A 24,435-nucleotide genomic window follows, 5' to 3' on the forward strand; every position below is an offset into this window, starting at 1 on the left:
TTCCCCCTTAATCCTTCATGCCCGAACTCGCCATCGTCTCAATGATTCGGCTCTGAGAGAAAATAAATAGCGTGATCGGCACACTCATCAAAATCAGTGCTACCGCAGCACCCGCTCCTGCCCGGGATATTCCGCCCTGAATAATCTGACCTGCTGCATAATGCAGAGTCTTGAGCTGCTCGCTGTAGATGTATCCATTGCCATCACTGCCCCATAACATCTGGAACAGCAGGATGATTAATGTGAGCCACGCGGGCTTCACATTAGGCATAACAATGGACCAAAAGATCCGGTATTCACTGGCGCCGTCAATCTTGGCTGCTTCCAGTAGTGCATCCGGGATCTGCTCCATGAACTGTTTCATCAGATATAACCCGAGTGAATAGGCAAATGCCGGAATAATGACGGCCCAGTAGGTGTCTATCCATCCGAGCCATGACATGATCATATAGTTCGGAATGGCCGTCACCGCAGGTGTGAACATCAGTGACAGTACGACCACCTGGAACATGAATACTTTGCCCGGAAACTTATGCTTGGCAAGCGGGTACGCCGCTGCGGAAGCTAGCAGCACATGGCCTACGATACCGATGCCTGTTATAAATACCGTGTTGAATATATAACGTGAGAACGGCACCCACGAGTCACTCAGCAGATTCAGCAGATCTGTAAAGTTGCTGAACGTGGGATTTTTGACAAACAAAGTTGGTGGAAAGGTAAAAATCTCATCCAATGGTTTGAATGCATTGTTGATCGCATAGATCAACGGCAGCACCATGAAGGCACCAAATACGAGCAGAAGGGCAAACAGGGAGAGGCTTCCCGATAGCGAGCGATTCACCCGCTTTTTGCCTGTCGCAATTGCAGCCATAGCTATTCTCCCACCCTTCGAAGCAGTTTCTGTACCAGCAAGTTGGTGCCCACCATAATCATGAACAGTACGGTGGCAATTGCTGATGCATATCCCATCTCAAACCGCGTAGTACCAAAGTCGATCAAATGGGTTACCACCGTCTCTGCCGCATAGTTCACGCTTGGGAACCCGGCCAGTGCGATCGACACATCGGCCACAGCAAACGAGGTTGTGAGCTGAATGACTGCGCCGAACATGAGCTGAGGACGCATCGAAGGCAAGGTAATGTACCATAGCTCCTGCCAGCGATTCTTAATCCCATCCACCGCTCCTGCTTCGTACAATGTCCGGTCCACCGTCTGCAAACCGGCGATAAACGCCAGAAATCCGGTTCCGAGACTCAGCCATAGCTGCACGAGAATGAGGATAGGCATAATGTAGGCTTCCGTCTTCAGCCACTGGATTGGCTCCAGCAGAAACCCCCATTTGATCAATAGCCCATTGGCAATACCATAACGATCTCCCGAGAAGATCATCAGCCAGATAAAATACACATTGCCCGAAATGGAGGGCGCGTAGAAGATCAGTGTCATGAACGCTCTCCATTTCGGTGTTAACTCATTAATGATCCACGCGAAGACAAAACAGGCAATATAACTGATCGGTCCGGTAATGATGGCAAACAGCAGCGTATTCTTGATCGCAATCAGGAATACATCATCCTCCAGAAACAGGCGAGTGTAGTTCTGCCAGCCAATAAAACGTGGAAATTCCAGCATGTTAAAGTAGGTGAAGCTGAGTATAATCGAGATGACAACCGGAATCACGGTAAACATGAGGAACAGGAGCATATAAGGTGCAAGCAGAACATAGGAATGTTTGCTGGCCTTCATTTCCTGGAGCTTCCAGCCCCACCACGATTTCATGCCCATCCTTGACGCTTTCTCAGGAGGACTGTTTTGTCCGTCTCGGAGTGATATTTGTGGCACGATTAACCCTCCCTCTGTTTACGGAAGACCAAATTCATTACGTTTGACGCGAATCTCGTCCTGAATATATTGGGTATAATCCATAATGGATTCCCTGGCTTCCACTTGGCCAACAACGGTTTTGTAAAATGCATTGAACAGATGGCGGCCTGTAAAATAACCACCGGGTACTTCAGGAATGCCCTTCACCGTTTCGAATTGTGCCTTGAGATTGGCGTAATCCTCCGCAGGCCACGGCAGGGAATCCAGCGCCTTGATGTTGGCCGTTGGATAACGGGCAGCGGCACCCATCAGTCCTTCCATCTCCCGTCCGAATTCAGCCTGAGTCGTTGTACTGGTCCACCACTTCATGAACTCCCACGCCGCGTCCTGCTCCTTGGCACCCTCCAGCATCATGACTGCGCTGCCTCCACCCGGTACATCCCGATTCAAGGTTCCATCCGCCTGAACGGTTCCTGGTACAGGAACGAATCCCCATAATCCCCGAATCTCCGGTGCAAATACGGACAACTGGTTGTACATGGTGTAATCCGTTAACCCAATGGGCATCTGTCCTGTCCGGAAACGGTTGGCAAAATCATATTCCCGCTCCAGCTTGTAATCGGTATAAAACTCCGTCCACTGCTTGAACGTCTCAATTCCGATCCGGGAATCCAGATCCGACTCCTTGTCATCATTACGATAGAAGGCGCCTCCGTTCTGAAGCAGCATCGTGGCATACTGCGAGTTCGGCGGAATATTAACCCCCTGCATATTCGCCTGGGTTACTATCGGCATACCAAATTCCATATGATTTTTGCTCAGAATCGCGAGTAGAGCCTCGACATCTTCCCAGTTCTGAGGCACTTCAAGCCCGAGTTCTTCGAGCACGTCTTTACGATAAAACAGCATGTTAAAGGTTTGTGTTTCCGGCAGGGCATATACGCCTGAATCATAGGCATACGGCACGATTGCACTTTCCCTGAACTCCTGTTCCACGGCGTTATAATCACTGAATTGCGTCAGATCTACAGCCGAGTTCCGCATCGCAAAGTTCACCGGCAGATCATTGCCGATCTGCATCGCTACATCCGGACCTTCACCGGACAAAGTCGCTGGCAGCAAGGTTCCCATATTCACCAGCTTCAGATTCACGTTAATGCCACTGTCTGGTGTGAAGGTCTTGTCAATCATCGCTTTCATCGTATTCGCCTGGTCACGTCCGCTACCAATCCAGACCGTTACCGTGCGCTGATCTTCTGATGTGGCTACATTGCCAATCTGGTTATAATCAATGAAGAACGAATGATAGAATATCTTCGCTTCATGACCGAGCTTCGCGAGTGGCCCCATGCCTGTTCCGGGAATATCACGGTCGATCGAAGTGACGTACAGTGCGTCAATCTCCAGAGGCTGCTCTCGTGCCTGCTGCACCCATGTGCCGAGACCACCTGTGTTGGTTTTGTATGCCGCAAGCCGTCTTGGAATGGTATCTGGCTTGTCAATCATCTCGTCCAGTTGCAGCGCCATCGTCTTAATCAAGGCTTCCTGATCGCTGGACTGGCCTGACAGGAGACGAAGCTGTGCGGCCACGTCTTTGAGTCGTTTACTTTCCCCACTGAACACTTCCAGCAGGTTCGGAATCTGTTTCTCCACCCGGTAATCCCGGAATTCATCAGGCTTCGTACCTGTAATCATCAGAATTCGTCGGTACATGGAGTTCAAGTTGTACAGACTGTCCTCCACATTGCGGATAAGGGGTGCAAAGTCACCGAGGCTGTTCTCCAGCCGTAGCACATGTTTTCCTTTTTCCAAGTGAAACTTGTATGCTGCCTTGCCGCCCATGACGTCAATGCGATAGTCGCTTTGGTAATGGAAAGGTGCTTTCGCCATCTCTGCAAACGGAACTTCACCATCGATGGTCAGTTTGCGTGTAGAATAGATGCCTTTGACAAAATTCTGCTGTGCGGTAAAACCGATATGATAAAGTCCGCTCTCCGGCACATCCACTTCCCATTCAATCCACTGCCCTGGCAGACGCCAGTTAAAGCCACCAATCGTATTGATGCGTACCTGGGAAGCGCTATAAGGAGATACAGCAGAACTTGACCTTTCGCTGGTCGGGTATAACGTAGGTGAAGATTTGGCAATTGCGGCTTCTCCTTCAATGCGAATAAGTACATCCTTCGGCTGCCCGGAAGTATCCGACTGTTGTGCCCCCGCAGTCTCTGCGTAAGGAACGGCTGTCTTCTCATTGAAAAGACGAATGGATCGAATCACCATGGGTTCACGCGATGATTTTAGCGTTAGCGTGTGTTCCCCTTTTTCCAAATAAAACTTGAATGGAGCCTGTTCATACCCGTCTGAGTCCTGAAACGTTTCTTCCATCCAGCGAGGTTCCTCCACTTGTCTCGGGCGAAGGTCGTTACCTTGATTGTCCTGCTCCACGACATCTTTCTCATTCGCCCATACCCGGTCAAATTGCAAATAGGCGGCTTCCGCAAAAGGAAGTTCACCGTCGATGTACAATGCACGCTCAATGGCCGAACTCTTGCCTTCAACGGGATAATAGATGGCGGACAGGTTATACAGCCCGGTCTCCGGCACGTTAATGTTCCAATTGACTTGTCCGGTCTCTCCGGTATGGAGAGATACCCCTTCCATTCCCTCATAATTAGTCAGTTTGTGGACGTCTTCACCTTCGGCTTTTATGTAATCTCCTGCTTCAATGGTGATGTCCACATTCGGCTGTGTAGCCTGATCCGTTCCGGATCGATACTGTTCGTATCCCTGTTTCTGCCGGGTCTGCTGCAAGACTGCATCCACTTCAATGGCAGGCAGACTGCCAGGTGGAATGTTTGCACTCTTTCCATCAGCGCCGGAAGTTACATATAGAATGATACAGGCTGCCGCCACGATGATTACTGTGGACAATATCCAAGTCTTACGTTGTAGAATTCCAGCCATCCTACGAGTCCTCCTCATCAAGGCTGATGCCAGCAATGCCGATTTGGTGGTTCAGGAAAAGGGGCTCCGTCCAACTTTGCCGACACGAGCCCCTGCCTGAATCGTTTGCTGGTGATAAGTGTGATTATTGTTTGCCGAGTTTATCAATCGCAGCTTGTGCCTGTGCTTTGTATTTCTCGGCTGTTGCTGTTACGGAAGCGTTGTTTTTGATGATATCGTTCACGTAATCTCCAAATGGGTAACCCGTGTAAGCATCATCCAGCAAGATACGGCCCGTTCCGGCGATGTGCTCGCGAATGATGGCGATATCCTTCTCGTCGGTATAACGACTCTCCAGATAATCTTGACCTGGATACTCTTCAATCTGCGGGATGTCGAAGGTCTCTTCATAGATTTGGTAGACGATCTTTGGATCTTCCACACCTTTCGGAATGAACTTCGCCGATGCTGCGTTGTTTGCATACGTTACCTCTTTGCTACCCTGTGGCCCGTTCGGAATCGGTACAACACCAACAGCAAAGGTGAGATCGCCCAACTGCCATTCAGCAGCAGTGAACAGAGCTACGTCTCCATCCTTGAATGTATTGCTTTCCTCCCAGTTGGTTTTGTCGCCGGTTTTGACCTTCACGACATTTTCCACGTTATACAGGCGTTTGACGAATTCAGCAGCTTCAATCGTTTTCGGATCGGACAATCCTTCTTTGCTATTGGTATCATCCACGATCGTTCCACCATTGGCAGCGGTAAAATGACGAACGACATCAAGCGCCCAGCCAGAAAATCCGTATACGTCAGTTTTGCCGTCGTTATTGGTATCTTTGGTTGCCTGTTTGGCAAGTTCCATGAATTTGTCCCAATCCCATTTGCCTTGGTTATACAGTTCCTGCGGATCAGGCAAAGATAATTTTTTGAACAAGTCACGGTTATAGTGAAGTCCCAGACCAATGCTGGTTGGAGATTCGAAGGCGTATTCGTTGCCTGCAATGGCAGGATATTTTGCAATCAGATTAGCCTCTTGGTTGATGTTATTCTCAGGTGTAGTGAATTCGGAGATGGGCAATAGTTGCCCTTTGAGGATGGCAGGTAGTGCGGATTTGTACTCCATCTGAACGATGTCGGCGAACGGTTCGCCAGCCAGTGCAGACGTTGTGAATTTGTTCATGTATTCTTCAAAAGGTACGTTAACAAACTCCAGTTTTACGTTGTATTTCTTCTCGACCTCTGCAATTTTATCAAGTCTGGCCTTATCGGAGGCCGTCTCTCCCGCCGGTTTCAAGTCCCACCAGGCCGCGACCTTGATGACACGCCCACCCAGATCAGGCACATTAACCACAGCTTCTTCCGCTCCGCCCTCTTTCTCTGTCTCAGCGACCTCGGTGCTGTTACCTGAGTTCGTTGTTCCCTCTGCTTCGGTCCCCGTCTGCGCTGTCCCCCCACCACTGCAAGCGGATACAAAAAGAATCACGGCCAATAACATCAGAGGTAGAACATTCCATCTTCTCATCATGATTTTAACAACCTCCCCGAATGTGTATACCAATCATGGTTCACCCTAAATCGTTAACCCCATTCATCAACCAATCGAAAATGAACAACCACCACCATTTGTTATTTTCTTGTTTGTTTTTGACAAACAAAATTTAACACAGCAAAATGTAAGCGTCAACATTTTTGTTGTTAACATTTTCTAATTATTCTGATAAAATGCTGATAAAACTGTAATATACCCGTATTACAGCTTATTCAACATCCTGAACTCTAAGTACACACTTATTAAAACCATGATTCCAACTTTGTTTATTTTGTTATTTTTATAAAATAACAAAATAATAATTCAGCAGACAAAATTCGTCATTCTATCTGAAAATATGCTTACCGTCACGTTGAACGTTCATCCTAAAATACTGTGCATCACTAACATTTTGAATCTTCTGTCCGTTATTAGATTAAGAGAAATACATCATGTTATACTAGGATCAGTTGGATATCGCTCCAAATAAGGAATACGGCAGAACTACGAGTGTAAGGATGGTATGATGAAGACAAAGGTAACAATTCAGGAGATTGCACATTTTACGGGTTTGTCGAAATTCGCGGTGTCAAGAGCTTTGTCTGGAAAATCAGGAGTTAGCGATCAAACGAGGGATGTCATTCTCAAGGCCGCTGGCAAACTTGGATATTTCAAAGATAACAGCATGTTGTCTGGTGAACTGTATAACAACCATGAACTTCAAGAACCGAAGAACACACGTTCAAGCGGTACCATCTTGATTTTGTTTCCCAATGTTCGGTACCAAAATCAAGATTCCGTATACTGGGGACCCGTCTTTAACGGGATTTCTTCCAAGCTGAACCAAAAAGGGATTAATATTCTGACCTTAACGGAACCCTCAGCAGACCAGCTATTTACCCTGCTCAACCCGGATGCCATTCGAGGAATCATTACCGTTGGCTCTATCTCGACCCCGATTCTGCTTGAAATCAAACGTCTCAGTATTCCGGTTGTGATGGTGGATCATCTGGACCCTGTTTTTCACAGTGACAGCATATTCACCGATAACTTTGCATCCATGCGCGAGATCATGCTCTATTTGCTCCGCAAGGGCTTCAAAACATTCCAGTTCGTTGGCAATATTGGGGATGCTCATAGCTTCTATGAACGCTGGATTGCTTATACTTCTGTGCTCATGGGCCATGGAATGGAGATACACCAGATTCCCGAGCTGAGTAATCAGGCATTGGATGAGTTCCGCCAGACGTTCACTTCAGTGATCAATGAGGTTAACCTGCCTGAAGTGTTTGTATGTGCGAATGATTTCTATGGGCTATACACCATAGAAGCCCTTGAGAGTATGGGTATTCGTGTACCCGATCAGTGTGTTGTCACGGGATTTGATAATCTATACGACAATATCCCATTACTTGCCACAGTTAACGTGAACAAGGAGTTGCTCGGTGCGCGTGCAGTGGATCAGATGTTATGGCGCATTGCGAATCCAGAGAGCAACGTCGAGAAAAAATTAATTCTTGCTGACGTCATTATTCGTGAACAGTTTGGCAGGCATAGTGGATAAAAGCATATATGGAATAAAGCTTATGTCCACACAGAACAGCACGCCAAACACCCCTTTAACCGTATTCGTGCGGCTATAGGGGTATTTGCATTGTTGTATGTTGTGTCATGTTTATTGATTATTACATTAGGCCGTAACATCATCCAGTTCTACGTGTCTGTACGCACATCATCCCACTCCTGATCCAGATAACAGATCAACCAGTTCAATGCACGGTGACGTTCATAAGCCACTCCACCATTCAGTCCAGCGGGAGGTGTTTTATCATTCACACGACTATCGACACACACCCAGTTATAACGGTATATTAGATCTGCTTCATCCAGAATCTCGCTCTTGTTACGCAGAGATGCATCGGAGAGAAAGTCGGTAAAACTATCCTTCTGTTGCAAATAACCGACATCCTTCCCTACGTTACATAACTCCGCTGGTGCACCCAATTCCTTCACATAACCAAGCGCCCACAACATTACGTGGTACGCTTCATATCCCCAAGAGAAGGAGATGATCTCCTGCTGCTCTGCTCCGTGCTGGTCGATAAACCTCTTCTCTACGGGTGAGAAAAAGGATTCAGCCTCATACTTGTCGATCACTTCCTGAACCAGTGCTGCGGTATCATCCGCACTTTCGCCTGCTCCCAGACACTCACCCTTAAGCGCGGCAAGACATAGGGCAACCGCACGGCGCGCAACTTCCTCTTTACTCCGAATCGTGATGTGCTCGTCTCCGGCCCTTGCGGGCAAGTTCGCATTATACGGAATGCCTTGTTCAGTCAACCGTTGCTCTGAACGCGCTTTACGTTGAATGCCAGACTCCGACTGGGGGCTGTCACCGTCAAGGAAACTGGTGTGCGCTGTCACCGTGTAATCCTCTACCTCAGATTCTCCATTCACATCCAGCAACAACTGGCCTTGTGCGTTCAGCAGAGATCCACCTCCCCAGAAGATAACAGCATCCAGAGCATCAGCCAATCGCAATAACTCGCCGAAGAATTCTTCCGATATGTCCTCTTCCGTCTCAATACCAACCACCATGTTCAATGTGGAACATTTGATCAGTACCTTTTCCTGGAGCGAAGCATTGCGTCCCTCAATCTGACTCAAAAATCCAAGCATCCCCTGAATCATTGTCGTAAATTCCTCAGGATGCGTCTGGCTGGTCATGATATTAAAGCCTTTGGTTTTTTTACTGAACCATTTCTTCTGAGTCACTTGAATATGAGTCTTGTCTTCCCGGCGTTTAATCGTCCCCTCAGGATAAATGGATTGAATCACTTCAAACAGCTGATCCAGGTCAAACTGAGAGCTATATATCGCACAATTTCTCATGAAGTTCACCCTCTCTCTATATATAGTTCAACTAATGAATATTTACACTGGCACTCCGATGGCAGAATAACTTTCCGATCGCTGTTATCCCCAGATTTTTTTATTCCTTTTTTTGAAAGGGGAAATCCGGTGATAGCGTATGCTTCCGATGTAGCTTTCTTTTAGAAAGCTTTTAGGCGAACGCTCCGCTTCTTCAAGTTATTTCTGCCCTCTCCGTTATCGTGTAAATGTTCAGTTGAACATATATGACTAATCTTTATACGGATCGAATTCATTACCTCCGGCCATGGCCACGCCTACTGGGCGCAGCACATGGTTGATTTTCAACGTATTCGCATGTGCGTTCAGCACGTCTTGCAGTTTCTTATAAACAAACGGACTTTCGTCTGTGCCCGCTCCCCGCAGCTCGACACCATAGGCACGAATCGCCTCATGCATCTGTGCTTCGCTAATCTCGCCGCCCATACGTGTGCGCAGCTTGTAATTCATTTTGCCAGCCGCCTGGGTTCGGCTCATCGTGCGCCCTGCCCCATGTACGGTGCTGCGGAATGACTCGGTATTCTCCTCGCTGTGGATTCCCTCCACAATTACCGAGATATCGCCCATACTGCCTCCAACAAAACCGAGTTGCCCGGGTGCCAGTGGCGTTGCACCTTTGCGGACCACAACTACCTCTTCACCCATGTGTTGTTCTTTCCAGGCAAAGTTGTGATGATTATGAACGGCATATTCAGCACTTGCCCCGAGAATTCCGAGTACCTGTTCAATGACATAATCACGTCCTGCATAGGCGTATCTGCCCGCCAAAGTCATTCCATCCCAATACATATCACCCATTTCGCTGTTCAGGTCAAACAACGTAGGCGGTTGATCCATCGATTCGCCCGGCGCTTTGCCACTGAACTGACGCCCTGCGGCAAGGTTAAGGAACCCACTCGCCACTTTGTGACCAAACCCGCGGCTGCCAAAATGATTTGCGATCCACACCTTTCCCGTTACCTCTTCTACAAAAATATCCACGAAATGATTACCACTGCCTACGGTTCCAAGTTGGTTGCGTGCAAGTGTCTTCAGCTTATGGTTTAATCCCGGTTCAATGGTATCAAACAGCTTCCAGCTCGTGTCGTCGAACAGTTCATGATCCACGGGTGTTGGATTGTTACGACCCACGCCGAAAGAAATGGTCGAATTGATGTCATCCATAATTGTTACAATCTGATCCCGCATATCTTCCCACATCAGATTTGTGCGCACAGCCTTGTTGCCGCAGGCAATATCATATCCGACCCCTGATGGACTGATCATATTCCGATAAGCAACAACACCACCGATAGGCTGTGAGTAACCTTTGTGATGGTCGGCCATCAGAGCCACACCCAATACATCTCCATATTGCGAGCAAGTCACTGCCTGACTTACGGCGTTCTCCAGCGGCTCCCCCCAGACTTTAATGTTATCTACGATACGCATGATTGTGTTAACCTCCTATGTACTTTTTTTAACTCGTTTAATTTAATCCATTCTATCAGAACTCTGACTCTGAGACACGAAACCCGTATATGGGGAGTATAGGCCAGCTACAGAGAGCCAATTCCATATATATATATATGTATATGGCCTGCTCCTATCATCCTAAATTCACTAGATAAGTCCCAACATTTGCAAAAATACAACATTAGTACTAATATTAAATATAGTGTAATTAAATCCATATATAGCCTTTATCTCAATCATTTTCATTTTATTCGCTATTAAAGGAGGTATTTATTTGTATCATTTCAGAAAAAGGAAAAGAGTTGCCGCTCTTACATTAACCACAGTTATTTTGGCTACTGCAACGTTGTTCCCCACAGGGCAAGTCCATGCCCAATCTTCCATCGAGACCATACAGGGTCATGTGACTGAAATACAGACAGCAAGAACATCAGATGAAAAAATTAAACTGTGGAAACAATGGGCCAGAGAACATGCTTACCGGATCAAGAGTATTACACCTGTTCATGAAGATATTGAGAGTAATAGCTTTACAGACTTGGATATGTTAAAACCACTGCTCCAGGATAAACGAATCGTATTTCTGGGTGAAAGTTCCCACGGAGTAGCAGAATTCAACTTAGCTAAAACCCGATTAATTCAGTTTCTACATAAAGAGATGGGCTACAATGTGCTCGCCTTTGAGAGCGGTCTCTCTAATACATCACTAGCTAACGCCATAATAAATCAAAAAAGCGCAGAGCAAACAATGCAAAGCTCCATTTTCGGCGTCTGGTGGTCCAAAGAAATTTTACCCTTGTTTGATTATCTCAAAACGAGTGCTCAAACTGAACAGCCATTAATTCTGACGGGTTTTGACATGCAACTGCAATCCCCCCTACTTGATGGTCACTGGCTGAAAGATCAGAAACTCGCCAAACAACTAGCACAAACAGAAAAACAATTGTCCGAGTTTTATATCGGGGCTGACCTTCAATCCTACCGTGCAAAGAAACAGGAAATGATTCAAACGTACAAAAATATTTTAAAATCACTGCAATCCAAAGAGAACCAAACCTATCTGCAACAAGAATATCCCAATCATCCGGAACTATCCAAGTTGCTGGAACGAAGCCTCGAAGATCGAATTCGTTTGGCTCAGGAGTATATTGAAATTTCTATCCGTTCCATGATTGAATTGGAGGAAGGGAAGATGGATGCATTTCTGGACTCCCTTGTTTGGCGGGATAAAGCCATGAATGACAATCTGATCTGGTTAGCTACGGAAGTATATCCGAACGAAAAGTTCATTGTGTGGGGTCATAACGATCATATACGTAAAGCAAACAGCAAAGTGATGGATTCTTCATATCCAGTTCCACTAATGGGAGAGATCTTCCCCGAGGAATTGAGAGAAATCAGCTATGTTCTGGGGTTATATGCTTCAAGTGGACAAACAGCGGATAATGCAGGCGAAGTTCACAATGTCGAACCAGCGTTGCCTGGTTCAATTGAAGCTATCATGTCTGCGACAAATACACCCTACAGTTTCCTTGATCTTCGTTATCAAAAAAGAGAGGCAGGGAACGCCTGGATGTTCGAACCTCGATTTGCTTATAGCTGGGGCATATATCCAGAGAGCTTTGTTCCAAAAGAGCAGTTTGATGGTATTCTCATGATCGACAATGTCCATCCACCTCAATATATGAGATTCAACTCGTCTAACTCGAAAGAGTAATTGTAAAGTAAGATCACAAAGAGAGAGAGCCACTGCCTCTCTCTTTTATGCGTCTTTAGTTAAAGTGTTTTCGGTAACCCTGCACCTTCTCATCCTTGAAACCTAATTTCTCATAAAATATATGTGCTTCCTTACGCTGATCGCCAGACACCAGAATCATGTAACCACAACCCAGATCCTTCGCAATCCGCTCAATCTGGAGCATTAACCTCTGCCCAATGCCCTGCCTGCGTACCTGATCCGATACAATCACATTCTCTACAACCATGAACGGTTTGCATGGCCCTACCAGATCCATACACTCAATCCCCATAACGGACCCAACCAGTTTGCCATTGTAGAATGCCCCAAGCACATGATAATGGCCATTCTGCTGTATGTAATGAAACATCTTTTTCATCTGCTGTTCATTGGTAGGCATTCCCATCAACTCATTGTATAGCTGGCTTAGTGCCGGTAAATCTTCAAGTTCGATCCCTTTAATGGTAACCATTATAACCCTCCTGATTTTGTCCTATTTCGCATGTTTTGTCTTAAGTGAGGTCCTTTTTAAAATAATAATGACTGTGTCCAGTCGGTGCATTCTCGATCGTTGTGATCAATTGGTAGCCATGTTTCTTGTAAAATTCCGGTGCTTGATAGGAGAAAGTGTTCAACATAACAAAATCACAAGATTTCTCTCGCGCAATTCGCTCAACTTCAAGCAACAACTGTGAACCATATCCCCGATGCCGTTGTTCAGAATCCACCCAAAGAATATCAACCTCCAGCCAGTTCCAGCAAAGTGTACTAAGCACACCTGCAACAATCTCGCCCGTCTCATTTTTGATATTAAAATTCAGTTCTTCGTAACGATGCCTTAATTCCTCGCTCACATGCGCAGCATTAAATGCGATAAGTTGCTCGCGAACATACTCTGAATCCTCTGAAGTACTTGGATTAATATTTATTTGAGACATCCTCTTCCCCCCTGTCGTCATTACTCACAGCCTCATTCATTTCTTGCATATTTTAACATAAAGTCATCCCTTACAAAAATAAAAAAACGCACCTTCCATAGCGGAAGGCACGTTGATGGAACTTGCATTTGTTCACATATGCTGTTTTAAAATACGCTACTCTATTTCTCTCAGATCCACGTACACGTGACCTACACCAACTCTGCCCAGAGGGTCCGTAGCCTTCACCTCAATCCGAAGAGGCTCACTACTCGTCCCCAGTGCAGTAACGTATAGTTTCTGTCCAACCATTCTGACATCTGCCAATTGTGGATCAGGAGAGTCAGCCAGTAGGATTAGGGTCGACCTGGCGTCATCTTCATCCTCAAACATAAAGGACAGGTCGATCTCAATCTCATCTCCATGAACATAAGCGGTATTACCCGCAGGTGCCTCCACCAGTACAGGGGGAGCATCATCAAAATCGTACATGTCCAAACGTTGCAGCAACGTCTGGTGTAGAGCGAAATCAGGCTCTTCTCTCAGGGGTATGGCATTGTTACTCACATCCAAGTATTGCAGATCAGACAGCCCAACAACTCCAATCGGTAGATGAACAAGCTCATTACTGTTCAGATGTAGTTCTTGCAAGGAGTCTATTCCACTCACATCCAATAAAGGAAGTCGATTATTCGCGAGATTCAGATACTCCAGCTGGTCCAGTCCTGTCACATTAATTTGCGTCAGTTCATTACGGGATAAATCAAGCCAATTCAAACGATCGAATCCAGAGGCATCCGCTTTGCTTATATCGTTTCCGGACAGATCAATTTCGGTTACATTTAATCCTTTGAATATCTCGACTCCTGTCAGATCGGAAATGCCAGCATTTCTCGCATACAATCCTCCATTGGTCTGAATGAGAGCTTCCACCAATTCATCTTTGGTCAGTGGATCATCCACATCCTTTTGCAACCAATAAGCAATCGCTCCAGCCAAATGTGGATCAGGAAATTGGCGACTTATCGTATTGGCCTGTACCTTAACCTTGAGTTGTGCCGTGACACTGGCGCCCTGGACGTCAACTGCTTTGATCGTCAGCGTTGTTTCTCCAGCAGCCTGTGGAACGAGTCGAATCACTTTTTCTACCACAGTGGAGGAAACAATGGTTTCATCTCCGGCTATGACACTGAATTGCAATTCATCACCATCTGGATCACTAAAATACGTCGAGACGTTCAAGTCCAATGCGGCATGATCTAGTGTAAGTTCCTGATCAGGCAAACCACCACTAATAACCAGTGGCGCCCTGTTCCCCGTACCTGGATTGGACGGAGTGGAAGGATTCGTCGGAGTAGTTGGCGTAGATCCACCTCCTCCACCCGTGCTTCCATTTCCATTTCCATTCCCTGGTGTCACACCGGAATTACCGTTTGCGTTTCCTGTACCGTTCCCTGCGTTATTGCCGTCTGAAGTTGTACCCTGTACCTCAGTTACCTTTCCTGACTCATTAGGATTGGATTCCGAATTGGTGCCCCCATGACTCGCAGCTTCATCAAGCGCTTGAATGACTTCAGTTGCGCGTAATGCGATCACGGCCATTTCCTGTCTGGAAGTAGAACGCTTCGGCGCAAAGTTTCCATTGTCCCCTTTCAAGATTCCCAACTTAACAGCCTGTTGTACACTTGGCAAAGCCCAGGCACTGATGTCGGAAGTATCCTTAAATGACAACTCTTTGGTCAAATTTAATGTTTCATCATACCCTTTAGCCTTCAGAGCCCGGATAATCGTTGTTGCCAGCTCTTCCCTTGTTACCAGACCGGCAGGACGAAACGTACCATCCGGATAACCATTCATAATTCCAGCCAATTGAAGTGCACGAATATAGGAACCATGCTCAGCGTTACGATCCAGATCCCTGAATAACTGATCTGGAAGCTGGACCGACGACGGCACGTTCATCTCCAATAGTTGAGCCAGCGTGTACGCAAGGTCACCTCTTGTTAACGTTGCGCTCGGGTTGAAATTCCCTGCTTCGTCCGCCAGAATCATCTGTTGCTCGGCAGCCCTTTCAATCGCTTGTTTGGCCCACGGCGCTGCCTGCTGCAAGTCACGAATGTTTACTGCATCGGACGCTGCATGCACTGTCCCGGGCACAGTAATGACGGATAAAGACAGAAGGGCTGCAAGATAAGGCGAGACCTTAAGGATCTTATTTTTCGTATGAACTTTTCGTTTGGATATTCGTGTTGACATCTTTTAACGCTACCTCCCACATGAACATAAACCCTGGTGTCAGCAAAGACTCGTCAGAGTTATTTAATTATCTTCATTGTAGGAGAGACCTTAGCTTGCAAACAGTCTACAAAAGAGTAGACACTGTTTCACAAAATTATAATAATCCCCGTTGCTCCGCAATTTGAACAGCATGAGTACGACTACTCGCACCCAGCTTCGCGAACACTCGGCGAATGTGTGTATTAACAGTTCCGGGAGAGATACCAAACTCGGCAGCAATCTGTTTGCTGGTCAGGCCCTCAGCGATGTGACCGAATATTTTTTGCTCCATCGGGCTGAGTCCCACTTCCTTTGTATCCAGCTTGGCCTCCCCTGCAGATGAGGGGCCTCTCAATCGTTTGTCTCTTGCAAAAGCAGATAATAACTGCTTCACATAAGCCATTTTCACACCATCATCGTGTATCGCCTTTGTACGACGCAGATAGAGATAGTGCTGCAGCAACTGTTTCATCTGTTCACCTTCAGCAACAAATGAACGGATATATCCTTCGGGTCCTCCCAGCACCAGAGCACGGGATAACGCCACAACACTGGCATCTGTGAATCCCTGCTTTTGCAGCATGATTGACTCTAACAGAGCACACTCTACCTGTTCCGCAAGCAAGTCCCGTTCTTCAGCCTGTTTACGGAGTCGTCTCAGTTCCTCTCGTGCATAATCATACTGCTCAAGTATGATCATCGCACGTATGCGAACCATGGAACGGAAGAACTGATCACAGCTGATCTCAGCAGCCACATCTCCTTCATTTGTAGGCGTAGCCAGAATGGTGTGGGCTGATTCCACCGGACTCATTTCAATTAAAATACGGTATTGATGTGTTTCCAGTGCTGGCTGCCAGTACTCCATATCCTTCCCAGATAATAAACCTGAGACCTGCTGAAGCAGTTTCAAGCCTTCTTCAGGTCGACTCAGTGTAAGTTCAAGTCTGGCTTTGAGTACATAAGCTGGAACGAGTAACGCAGCCACCTTGATCTGCAAAGCCACTTCAAGCGCTCGGTCCGCATAACTGATCGCTTCTGCAATTTGATCCTGTTCCATTAATATCTCACCATATCCAACACCATAGTAGGACGTTACATAGGCATGTTCAGCATACCAACGTTCCGTAATCGCTCCGAAGCAAGCTTCCCCACGCCTCAAGTAACCATTAACGCCATGGAAGCTGCGCAGGCGCATACTCTCTCTCCGATCATAGTCCATATACTGAAAGGCAATATCATCAGGATAGCCCTGATCAATGTAGGACACCAAATAATGAGCCAGCCCATCCAAATCTCTATTCAAATAGGCCATGTATGCTCGCATCACACATATTACTTGCAACAAATAACCGATGATCTCAGGTTCCAGCTGCCCTTGAAGATGCACCCGGATCACTTGTTCCAGTTCATCCAGCTGCTTTACCATCTGTCCATAAGGCATCTCACGTGCAACAAGGAACAGGTACGACATATATAATTTTGGACGTGATTTAACGATCTCCAGTGGCAAAACATCAAAATATCGCCGGAGCGTCCACCACTCTCCCATAATAAAATGGGCAAACAGCTCTTCCAGCAGTCTCGCTGCATCCTGCATATGTTGTCCGAGAATATAATGATCTAACGCTTCAGCCAGGTATCCTTGTTGCTCATACCACAGTGCAGCAAGAGCATGTAATTCATTTACTTTTTCTGTACCACAACGATCCAGCTCACGCTTTAGGAATGCAGAGAACAAATGATGATAACGATACCAGTGTGCTTCCCGATCAAGTGGAACAAGAAAAAGATGTTCCTTCTCCAATTGCCTTAACAATTGTGGGGCTTCCTGCATATCACTTAATACCTGACATAAACTGCTGTTCATTCTTCTTGTGATTGCTGTTCGGAGCAGAAATTGCTGCATTTCCGGTGACTGACGCTGGAACACCTCTTCAAGCAGGTAATCCGAAATCGTCCTCTCGCCAGTTGGTCCATGATCTTCACGAGACAGAGGTGACGATATCGAATGCATGGGGCTGAGCATCGCGTTTCCACCCCATGCATGAGATAAAGCGAGCAGCTTCAATCCGGCAGCCCACCCCTCCGTCTGCTGTACCCAACCACGCGCATCTCCCCCGGCAATATCCAATTGCATGATCTCTTGGCAAAATTCAATGCCCTCTTCTGGCGTAAATGCCAGTTCGTGAAGCGTAAATTGCTTCAATTCACCTCTCAGACGCAGCTTTTCAAGCTTGAATGGAGGGTATGTTCGACTAGAAAGGACTAGATGAATGGTTAGGGGAAGGTTTTCAATAAAGTATTGCATCTGTTCATGAATCTCCGGCTGGGTCACTGCATGATAGTCATCCAGAATGAGCAGCGTATGTTGATTGGTCAGGGCAACACGGTTCAACAATAAAATCAAAGCTGATCTGGGGTCTATCGGGTACCGTTGCAAAAAATGTGGCAGTACATCACCGCAGAGTTCCTTGCTCACTCGATCCAGTGCATGAATAATGTAGAGCCAAAACTGAAGCGGGTCCTGATCTTTATCATCCAGGCAGACACAGGCTGCATGAACAGCTTCACTTCTCACCCAGCTGCCTAACAGTGTTGATTTCCCTGAACCCGCCGGGGCAGTCAACAAAGTGACTTTGGATTGGAACAATTCTTTGCGTTGCAAACTTAGCCGTGGACGGTCCATTGTATCTGCTGGCAAGGGTGGAAGTTCCAGTTTGGTTGTTAAAATCATAAATTGAAGCCAGTCCCCGTGGAGACCAGCGGTATGTTCCTGTTGCATGAGATCCTCCTGAATCAGCACCATGGTGCACTTTTTTCCGATTCATTATATGTACATTCAGATACCCTAAGTATACAAGGAACCATGACTATGCCCCACATATTTTTGAACAGAAACAAACGATAAATAAACCCTGCACGTTGAATGCAGGGTACCATTTGCGTTGTGAAGCCCTGATCCAATCGAAGCTTTCTATCTTCCTGTCTGTAGCAACTTATAGTTTACTACAATATAATTCAATCCCGATAACAGCGTAACTCCTGCCGCCAGCCACAATAAAATTACATCAACCCGCACCTCAGTCAGCAAACTAAACGGAACATTGTTCAACAAAATGGCAATGATGGCTGCCACCTGAAGTACCATTTTGATCTTGCCATATCGATCCGCTGCAAGAGCAATGCCCTGCTCTGTGGCTACCATTCGTAAAGCTGTAATCACAATTTCACGTCCTATAATGATTACAGCAATCCATGAACTGATCATATTCTCCTGAACCATCATGATCAGCGCCGCTGCAATCAACAGTTTGTCCGCTAGTGGATCAAGCAGCTTGCCCAGATTCGTAATTTGATTATATTTTCTTGCCACATATCCATCCAGTTTATCCGTGCCTGCCGCTACTGCAAAAATAAGTAGTGCAGTTATCGTGCTTTGTTGATTCAGAAAAGAAATCATAAACAATGGAATCAAAACGATTCTAGCCAAGGTGATTTGATTTGCCAGATTCATTAGATATCTCCACTCCTCACATCCATGCCACCTAACTGACCTTTTTTCCATTTACGAATTCGGGTCCGAAAAGATTTGAAAGGGGCTACCGAATTAATCTGAATCCACTTCACCATAGCCCACCCGGGCTTCATTCCCGTCCACTGCCTCATCCCTTGTACAAATAATTCTTCTTCGCTCAGTGAGTTAATCCAGTTCTGCCACTGTTGTTCTGTCTCCCGAAACAAAGAGAGTAGCTGCTCCAGTGTATAGCCTGAATACTTTTCGTAAAATAATTCATTTAATGGCCCCAGTTGGTTCCATTTATATCCTAGTGCCGGCATATGAAATTCATGACCCAACTGCTCATTTCGTTCCCAATCCATCACCAGGTTCATCCATCCTAACTGGTAGGCGATCATCTGGGCAGGGGTCTTATCCACACCTTCAACCCGCTTATCTTTGTCGCTGTTATGGATGTCCTCGAATTCACCCTCAAACAATACATAGGTGCGCCGAATCGTCTCACTTAACTCTTTCTTCGATGAATAGAGAACTCCAGGCACGCTACTTCACTCCCCTCGTTTCACCGTTATACATGAATCAGATTCATGGACTCTATCATCATTTCGACTTAATTCCATAATCATCCTTTTTTTCATGAGGCATTATACTTAGAAAAAGAAAAAAGAGCAGTCTGTAAATAATACAGCTGCCCTTTACTCATCCTATCTTGTTATATCAGCATACTCCTGATGCCTATTCTACAAAGCTTCCTTAATCACCCGTTTATAGTACCACACAGACAACAGACCAAAAATCGAATATAACAATGTATAGACTATCATGACAATGACCGTGGGTGTCGCCAGCTCCGAACCAAAGAAAAACCAACCTGATTTCACGGCAAAGTAACTATGGCTCAGTCCCACGATGAGTGGAATACCAAAGTTAAACAACTGCTTGATCTGAATTCCACGCAACAGATTGCCTTGAGTAAATCCGAGTTTTCGCAGAATGGTATAATTGCCCTTCTCCTCTTCACTCTCATTCATTTGTTTAAAGTACAGGATGCATCCCGATGTGATTAAGAACGTCAGCCCCAGGAAACCAACAATAAACATAATCAGTCCCATCGTGGTACGCTGGTTATTTCTGAACTCAATCTGGGAGAAGCTTGGGGCTTCCAACTCCTGCTCCTTATATACGGCATATGCCTCTTCAGCCTGCCCCTCGTTCACAATACGGACACCATAGTAGTCAGCCCACTCGGCTTTCTGCAGCTTGGGATCGAGATCCTGCCTCAGTTGCTGATATACCGTCTCATCTACAACCGCTACAGGCGTGCCCCCAGTATAGTACGCAGGAAGAACTCCACGTTTGGTTGTTCCGATCAGTTGTTGTGCCAGCGTATGTTTCAACCCGTGCAAGACGATTGGACCTTTCTCCTGAATGGAAATTAACTGCTGAACAGCATTTCCATATCCCATGAAGACCACTTCACCCGCTTGCAAATCAATGTTGTCTACCATGTTGTCACTCACCACACTACTGAACAGGTATTGTTCCGTCATGGACTCATCCATCACTTCTTGAGCATCAATTTCAATATAAATCGGCTCTCTGTGATTCTCTTCATATGGAATCTGTTTGTTATCCAACTCCGCTACAAAGCGATTTTTTACATCCACCTGAGCAAAAGAAAAATCCTCCGGCAAACTTTCCTTGGCCTGCGCCTCTGCCGAGTAATACGAAATGTAACTGAGTGACAACATGCCAATAGCAAGCGCCGACACGGTTGTAATAATCGTGAGCAGCAATGCATTAGATTTCATGCGAAACATGATTGAAGATAAAGACAACACCTCATGAATGGATAGGTAGCCATTTTTACTTTTGCGAATCAGATTAAAAATAAAACTTACCGAACCCTTATAGAACAGGTATGTCCCCAGTATGACCGAGAAGAGAATCAGGATCATTGTATACATCAACTGCTGCATATCCATTGCCTCACCGCTGAACAACCGTGCAGACATGAAGTATCCATACACAATCAGAGCAATGCCCAAGACGCCAACAATCATCTGTCCGACAGACATCTTCTGCACCTGCTGCTCCGAAGTGGCCGACACCCGAAAGAGCGAGAGAATGCTCTGTCTCTTGATAAAGGTGTAGTTCATCAGCATGATGAGCAAATACATAATCGTAAAGACAATCACCGTTTGCATCAGTGCCATCGGAGAGAAATACAATCTCGTAATCGCGTCCACACCGAGAATTTTGAACAATATCATCAATACAAGCTTGGACGCAAGAAACCCAATTAACACACCAATGGCCATGGAACCAAAATAAAGAATACTGTTCTCCGCACTCAAAATACCAAAAATTCTGCCTTTCGTCAGTCCGATCAATTGAAATAATCCAATTTCTTTGCTACGCCGCTTGATAAAGATCGTATTGGCATAGAGCAAAAAGATGCCGACAATGACGATTAACAGTACCGAAGATGCGCCTATAGCCGCCGCACCTTTCGTTGAAGCAGCCACCTCATCCATGGAAGGATCATACTGTAACGTCACAAAGGAAAAATACAAGGCCACACTGAACACAAGCGCAAATACATAGAGATAATAATTCTTTAGATTTTTCCTGAGATTGCGGAAGATAATATAATTCAAGCTCATTGCTGTACACCACCCAATACGCCCTGGGTTTTGATAATATCGTTGAAGAACGATTGCCGTGACTCGTCTCCTTTATTCAACTGGGTGTAGATCTGACCGTCTCGAATAAAAATCACTCTGCTGCAATAACTTGCGGCAACCGGATCATGGGTAACCATAATAATGGTCGCCTTTCGTGCGCTGTTCATATCACTTAACTTGCCGAGCAGATCCGAAGCGGACTTGGAATCCAGCGCCCCTGTCGGCTCATCCGCAAAAATGATACTCGGCTCGTGGACAAATGCTCGTGCTGCCGAAGTCCGCTGCTTCTGACCCCCTGAAATCTCAGATGGATACTTGTCTTTCAATTCGTAGATTCCCAGTTCACGCGCGATCTGTTCAAACTTCCGGTGTGCCTCCTGCTTTGGAATGCTCGTAATCGAGAGCGGTAATAATACATTTTCCTTCACCGTAAGGGTATCCAGCAGATTGTATTCCTGAAAAATAAAGCCCAGATGATGTTTGCGGAACTCAGCCAGCTGTTTCTCCTTCATTCCGGTGAATTCCTTGCCCTCAATATCAATCGTGCCCTGACTCACCCGATCAATGGAGGAAAGTACATTAAGCAGCGTTGTTTTACCCGAACCCGAAGGCCCCATAATACCAACAAACTCTCCCTTACTTACCCCAAGATCAATCCCCTTCAGCACTTCCTGTTTATTCAGTTTATTCCCATAGACTTTATGAATTTTTTTGGCTTCCAGTATCCACATATCCCACTCACTCCTCTTAGATCTTCTGCAAAATGCTCATGTCTATATCATAGGCGGAATGTGCAGTGTTATCGTGTGATTCACCGAACAAAACCAAAAAGCATGTGACATTGTTGTCACACGCCTGCAAGATGCACCATGTCGTTTTTTCGCGGAAAAGTAAGTGTGACGGTTGTGCCCTCGCCAAGAGAAGACTCTACATGAATCTTCATATGAAGGGTTTGGACCACCTGACGAACCAGATACAGCCCCATCCCGGTAGCCGCTCCATCCATTCTGCCTCGGGTAGACGTAAATCCTTTATCAAATATACGCGGCAGATCTTGAGCTTCAATCCCTCGCCCGTGATCCTGAATCATGAGTATGATGTGTCCATCCTGTTCCCGACTTTCAATGAGGATGTCCGATGAATCGCTATATTTCACCGCATTGCTTAACAACTGCCGGAGGATGAAACCTAACCATTTGCTGTCTGTGAGCACACTGGATACCATTAAAGACACATCAAAGCCAATGCCCTTGGATATGCACCACGATTTCAGCGCTCGAATCTCACTATTCAATACCGGTTCAAATTCCGTCTCTTCGATGAACAGATCATTATGCATGAACGGAATACGCTTCTGATGAAGCTGCTGATCCAGCAACTGATGGATTCGTAACCATTCATATGTCATTTGGCTCTGCAGCTTGTCATCTGGCAAGCGCTCGATCATCAGTTGCAACGCAGTCAGTGGGGTCTTCACCTCATGAATCCAGGACAACATCTCGTCCTTCTCCTGTTCCAGAGCGATAAAATGATGTGACGACTCCTTACGATACCGCTGTGTCTGGGAACTGACGGCCTCATGTACAATCTGCTCATATGGACTTTCGGCGATCTCGAGTTCTCTCAGATCATAGGTATGATCCCAGGTGCTCAATTTTTTATAGAAACGGGTCTCTTTCAGGTATCTCGCCCATATAAAAACAAGACATACCACCACATTCAGTCCTACGATATACACCACAGATTGGAATGGAATGGACGAGTCCAGGTAGGCCACCAGTAAAATAATAAGTTGCATGCTTACCAGTAGCCATAACCAACTTGCCCTTTCTCGTATGTACTTTCCGATCATGATTCTGCCTCTTCCGTTGCCATGTACCCCTGCCCTACTTTGGTTTCAATGTAACGCTCCAAGCCGATGGGTTCAAGCTTCTTCCGTAACCGATTAACGTTAACCGTTAGCGTGTTGTCACTCACGAAATGCTCGTGATCCCACAAGCTCCGGATGAGGTCCTCACGGGTAACAATCTGATTTTTGTGCTCGACCAGCACTTTAAGGATGAACATCTCATTTTTGGTTAACAGAACAGATTCATCCCCGCAGGTCAACGTATTTTTCACATATTCAATAGCAGCACCACGCCAGGTTCGAAGTTCAATATGCTCTGTATTATAGTTGTACACCCTCCGCAAAGTCGCTTGAATCTTGGCAATCAATACATCGAAGTGAAAAGGCTTCTGGATAAAATCATCCGCACCCAAATGCATGGACATAACCATATCCGCAGGATGATCCCGTGAGGACAAAAAGATAATCGGCACATTAGAGTGCGAACGAATGATCCGGCACCAATGGAACCCGTCATATTGGGGTAACTGAATATCAATAATGACCAGTTGCGGCTGAATTACGCTGTACTCCTGCAATACCTTTCCAAAATCCTGCACACCATACACATCATACGACCATTGGGACAAACGTTCCTTGATTTCATTGAATAATGATTCGTCGTCTTCAATGAGCATAATTTTAAACAAGAGACTTCACCACGTTTCTGATCTTCTAAGGTTGAATAAGGTGATCAGACTCCGTTGTTGCAGGATCACCTTTA

Annotated in this window: 18 protein-coding genes; 2 read left to right on the forward strand and 16 right to left on the reverse strand. The window is 46.1% G+C overall.

The window, feature by feature from the left end:
- Positions 1–7 precede the first annotated feature (7 nt).
- The 4 genes from MHI14_RS22635 to MHI14_RS22650 all read right to left on the reverse strand — a co-directional run bounded on the left by MHI14_RS22635 (position 8) and on the right by MHI14_RS22650 (position 6,295).
- A complete protein-coding gene (locus tag MHI14_RS22635) occupies positions 8–871 on the reverse strand; it encodes a carbohydrate ABC transporter permease (protein WP_017689719.1) in 864 nt (287 codons plus the stop codon).
- A 2-nt stretch (positions 872–873) separates the two neighbouring features.
- Positions 874–1,785 (reverse strand): carbohydrate ABC transporter permease, encoded by a 912-nt coding sequence (locus MHI14_RS22640; protein WP_341131742.1) that lies wholly within the window; start codon positions 1,783–1,785, stop codon positions 874–876.
- 75 nt (positions 1,786–1,860) lie between these two features.
- The gene (locus tag MHI14_RS22645; protein WP_341131241.1) at positions 1,861–4,788 is read right to left on the reverse strand and encodes an extracellular solute-binding protein; all 2,928 of its coding nucleotides are present in this window, start codon (positions 4,786–4,788) and stop codon (positions 1,861–1,863) included.
- 124 nt (positions 4,789–4,912) lie between these two features.
- Positions 4,913–6,295 (reverse strand): ABC transporter substrate-binding protein, encoded by a 1,383-nt coding sequence (locus MHI14_RS22650; RefSeq protein WP_445670351.1) that lies wholly within the window; start codon positions 6,293–6,295, stop codon positions 4,913–4,915.
- Positions 6,296–6,824: 529 nt separating this feature from the next.
- On the opposite strand from MHI14_RS22650, the gene MHI14_RS22655 reads away from it, so the two are divergent.
- Positions 6,825–7,862, forward strand: coding sequence for a LacI family DNA-binding transcriptional regulator (locus tag MHI14_RS22655; protein WP_091032990.1), 1,038 nt, complete (start codon positions 6,825–6,827; stop codon positions 7,860–7,862).
- Between the two features lie 149 nt (positions 7,863–8,011).
- Here MHI14_RS22655 and MHI14_RS22660 read toward each other — a convergent pair whose 3' ends face one another.
- Both MHI14_RS22660 and MHI14_RS22665 read right to left on the reverse strand, forming a co-directional pair.
- Positions 8,012–9,190, reverse strand: a complete 1,179-nt coding sequence (locus MHI14_RS22660; protein ID WP_341131242.1) for a DUF4272 domain-containing protein — start codon at positions 9,188–9,190, stop codon at positions 8,012–8,014.
- 249 nt (positions 9,191–9,439) lie between these two features.
- A complete protein-coding gene (locus MHI14_RS22665) occupies positions 9,440–10,660 on the reverse strand; it encodes an RtcB family protein (protein WP_091032995.1) in 1,221 nt (406 codons plus the stop codon).
- 298 nt (positions 10,661–10,958) lie between these two features.
- Here MHI14_RS22665 and MHI14_RS22670 point away from each other — a divergent pair, with 298 nt between their 5' ends.
- A complete protein-coding gene (locus tag MHI14_RS22670; protein ID WP_091032998.1) occupies positions 10,959–12,401 on the forward strand; it encodes an erythromycin esterase family protein in 1,443 nt (480 codons plus the stop codon).
- Positions 12,402–12,456: 55 nt separating this feature from the next.
- Here the strand turns inward: MHI14_RS22670 and MHI14_RS22675 are convergent, their stop codons facing one another.
- The 10 genes from MHI14_RS22675 to MHI14_RS22720 all read right to left on the reverse strand — a co-directional run bounded on the left by MHI14_RS22675 (position 12,457) and on the right by MHI14_RS22720 (position 24,361).
- Complete coding sequence (locus tag MHI14_RS22675; protein ID WP_091033000.1) at positions 12,457–12,894, reverse strand: GNAT family N-acetyltransferase; 438 nt, start codon at positions 12,892–12,894, stop codon at positions 12,457–12,459.
- A 40-nt stretch (positions 12,895–12,934) separates the two neighbouring features.
- The gene (locus tag MHI14_RS22680) at positions 12,935–13,360 is read right to left on the reverse strand and encodes a GNAT family N-acetyltransferase (protein WP_091033004.1); all 426 of its coding nucleotides are present in this window, start codon (positions 13,358–13,360) and stop codon (positions 12,935–12,937) included.
- A 156-nt stretch (positions 13,361–13,516) separates the two neighbouring features.
- A complete protein-coding gene (locus tag MHI14_RS22685; protein WP_341131243.1) occupies positions 13,517–15,595 on the reverse strand; it encodes an S-layer homology domain-containing protein in 2,079 nt (692 codons plus the stop codon).
- Between the two features lie 136 nt (positions 15,596–15,731).
- Entirely contained in the window at positions 15,732–18,401 is a 2,670-nt protein-coding gene (locus MHI14_RS22690) for a LuxR C-terminal-related transcriptional regulator (protein ID WP_165980129.1), read from the reverse strand.
- Positions 18,402–18,593: 192 nt separating this feature from the next.
- Positions 18,594–19,133, reverse strand: coding sequence for a CDP-diacylglycerol--glycerol-3-phosphate 3-phosphatidyltransferase (gene pgsA, locus MHI14_RS22695; protein WP_341131244.1), 540 nt, complete (start codon positions 19,131–19,133; stop codon positions 18,594–18,596).
- On the reverse strand, positions 19,133–19,678 hold the full coding sequence (locus MHI14_RS22700; protein WP_341131245.1) for a ClbS/DfsB family four-helix bundle protein: 546 nt from the start codon (positions 19,676–19,678) through the stop codon (positions 19,133–19,135). The genes pgsA and MHI14_RS22700 overlap by 1 nt, the downstream gene beginning before the upstream one ends.
- Positions 19,679–19,876: 198 nt before the next feature.
- The gene (locus MHI14_RS22705) at positions 19,877–21,802 is read right to left on the reverse strand and encodes an ABC transporter permease (protein WP_341131246.1); all 1,926 of its coding nucleotides are present in this window, start codon (positions 21,800–21,802) and stop codon (positions 19,877–19,879) included.
- Complete coding sequence (locus MHI14_RS22710; RefSeq protein ID WP_036610294.1) at positions 21,799–22,554, reverse strand: ABC transporter ATP-binding protein; 756 nt, start codon at positions 22,552–22,554, stop codon at positions 21,799–21,801. Before MHI14_RS22710 ends, MHI14_RS22705 begins: the two co-directional genes overlap by 4 nt.
- A gap of 116 nt (positions 22,555–22,670) precedes the next feature.
- Positions 22,671–23,675, reverse strand: coding sequence for a sensor histidine kinase (locus tag MHI14_RS22715; protein WP_289391763.1), 1,005 nt, complete (start codon positions 23,673–23,675; stop codon positions 22,671–22,673).
- A complete protein-coding gene (locus tag MHI14_RS22720) occupies positions 23,672–24,361 on the reverse strand; it encodes a response regulator transcription factor (protein WP_341131247.1) in 690 nt (229 codons plus the stop codon). The genes MHI14_RS22715 and MHI14_RS22720 overlap by 4 nt, the downstream gene beginning before the upstream one ends.
- Positions 24,362–24,435: the final 74 nt, after the last annotated feature.

Source organism: Paenibacillus sp. FSL K6-2393 (genome assembly GCF_038002545.1).
GTDB lineage: Bacteria > Bacillota > Bacilli > Paenibacillales > Paenibacillaceae > Paenibacillus.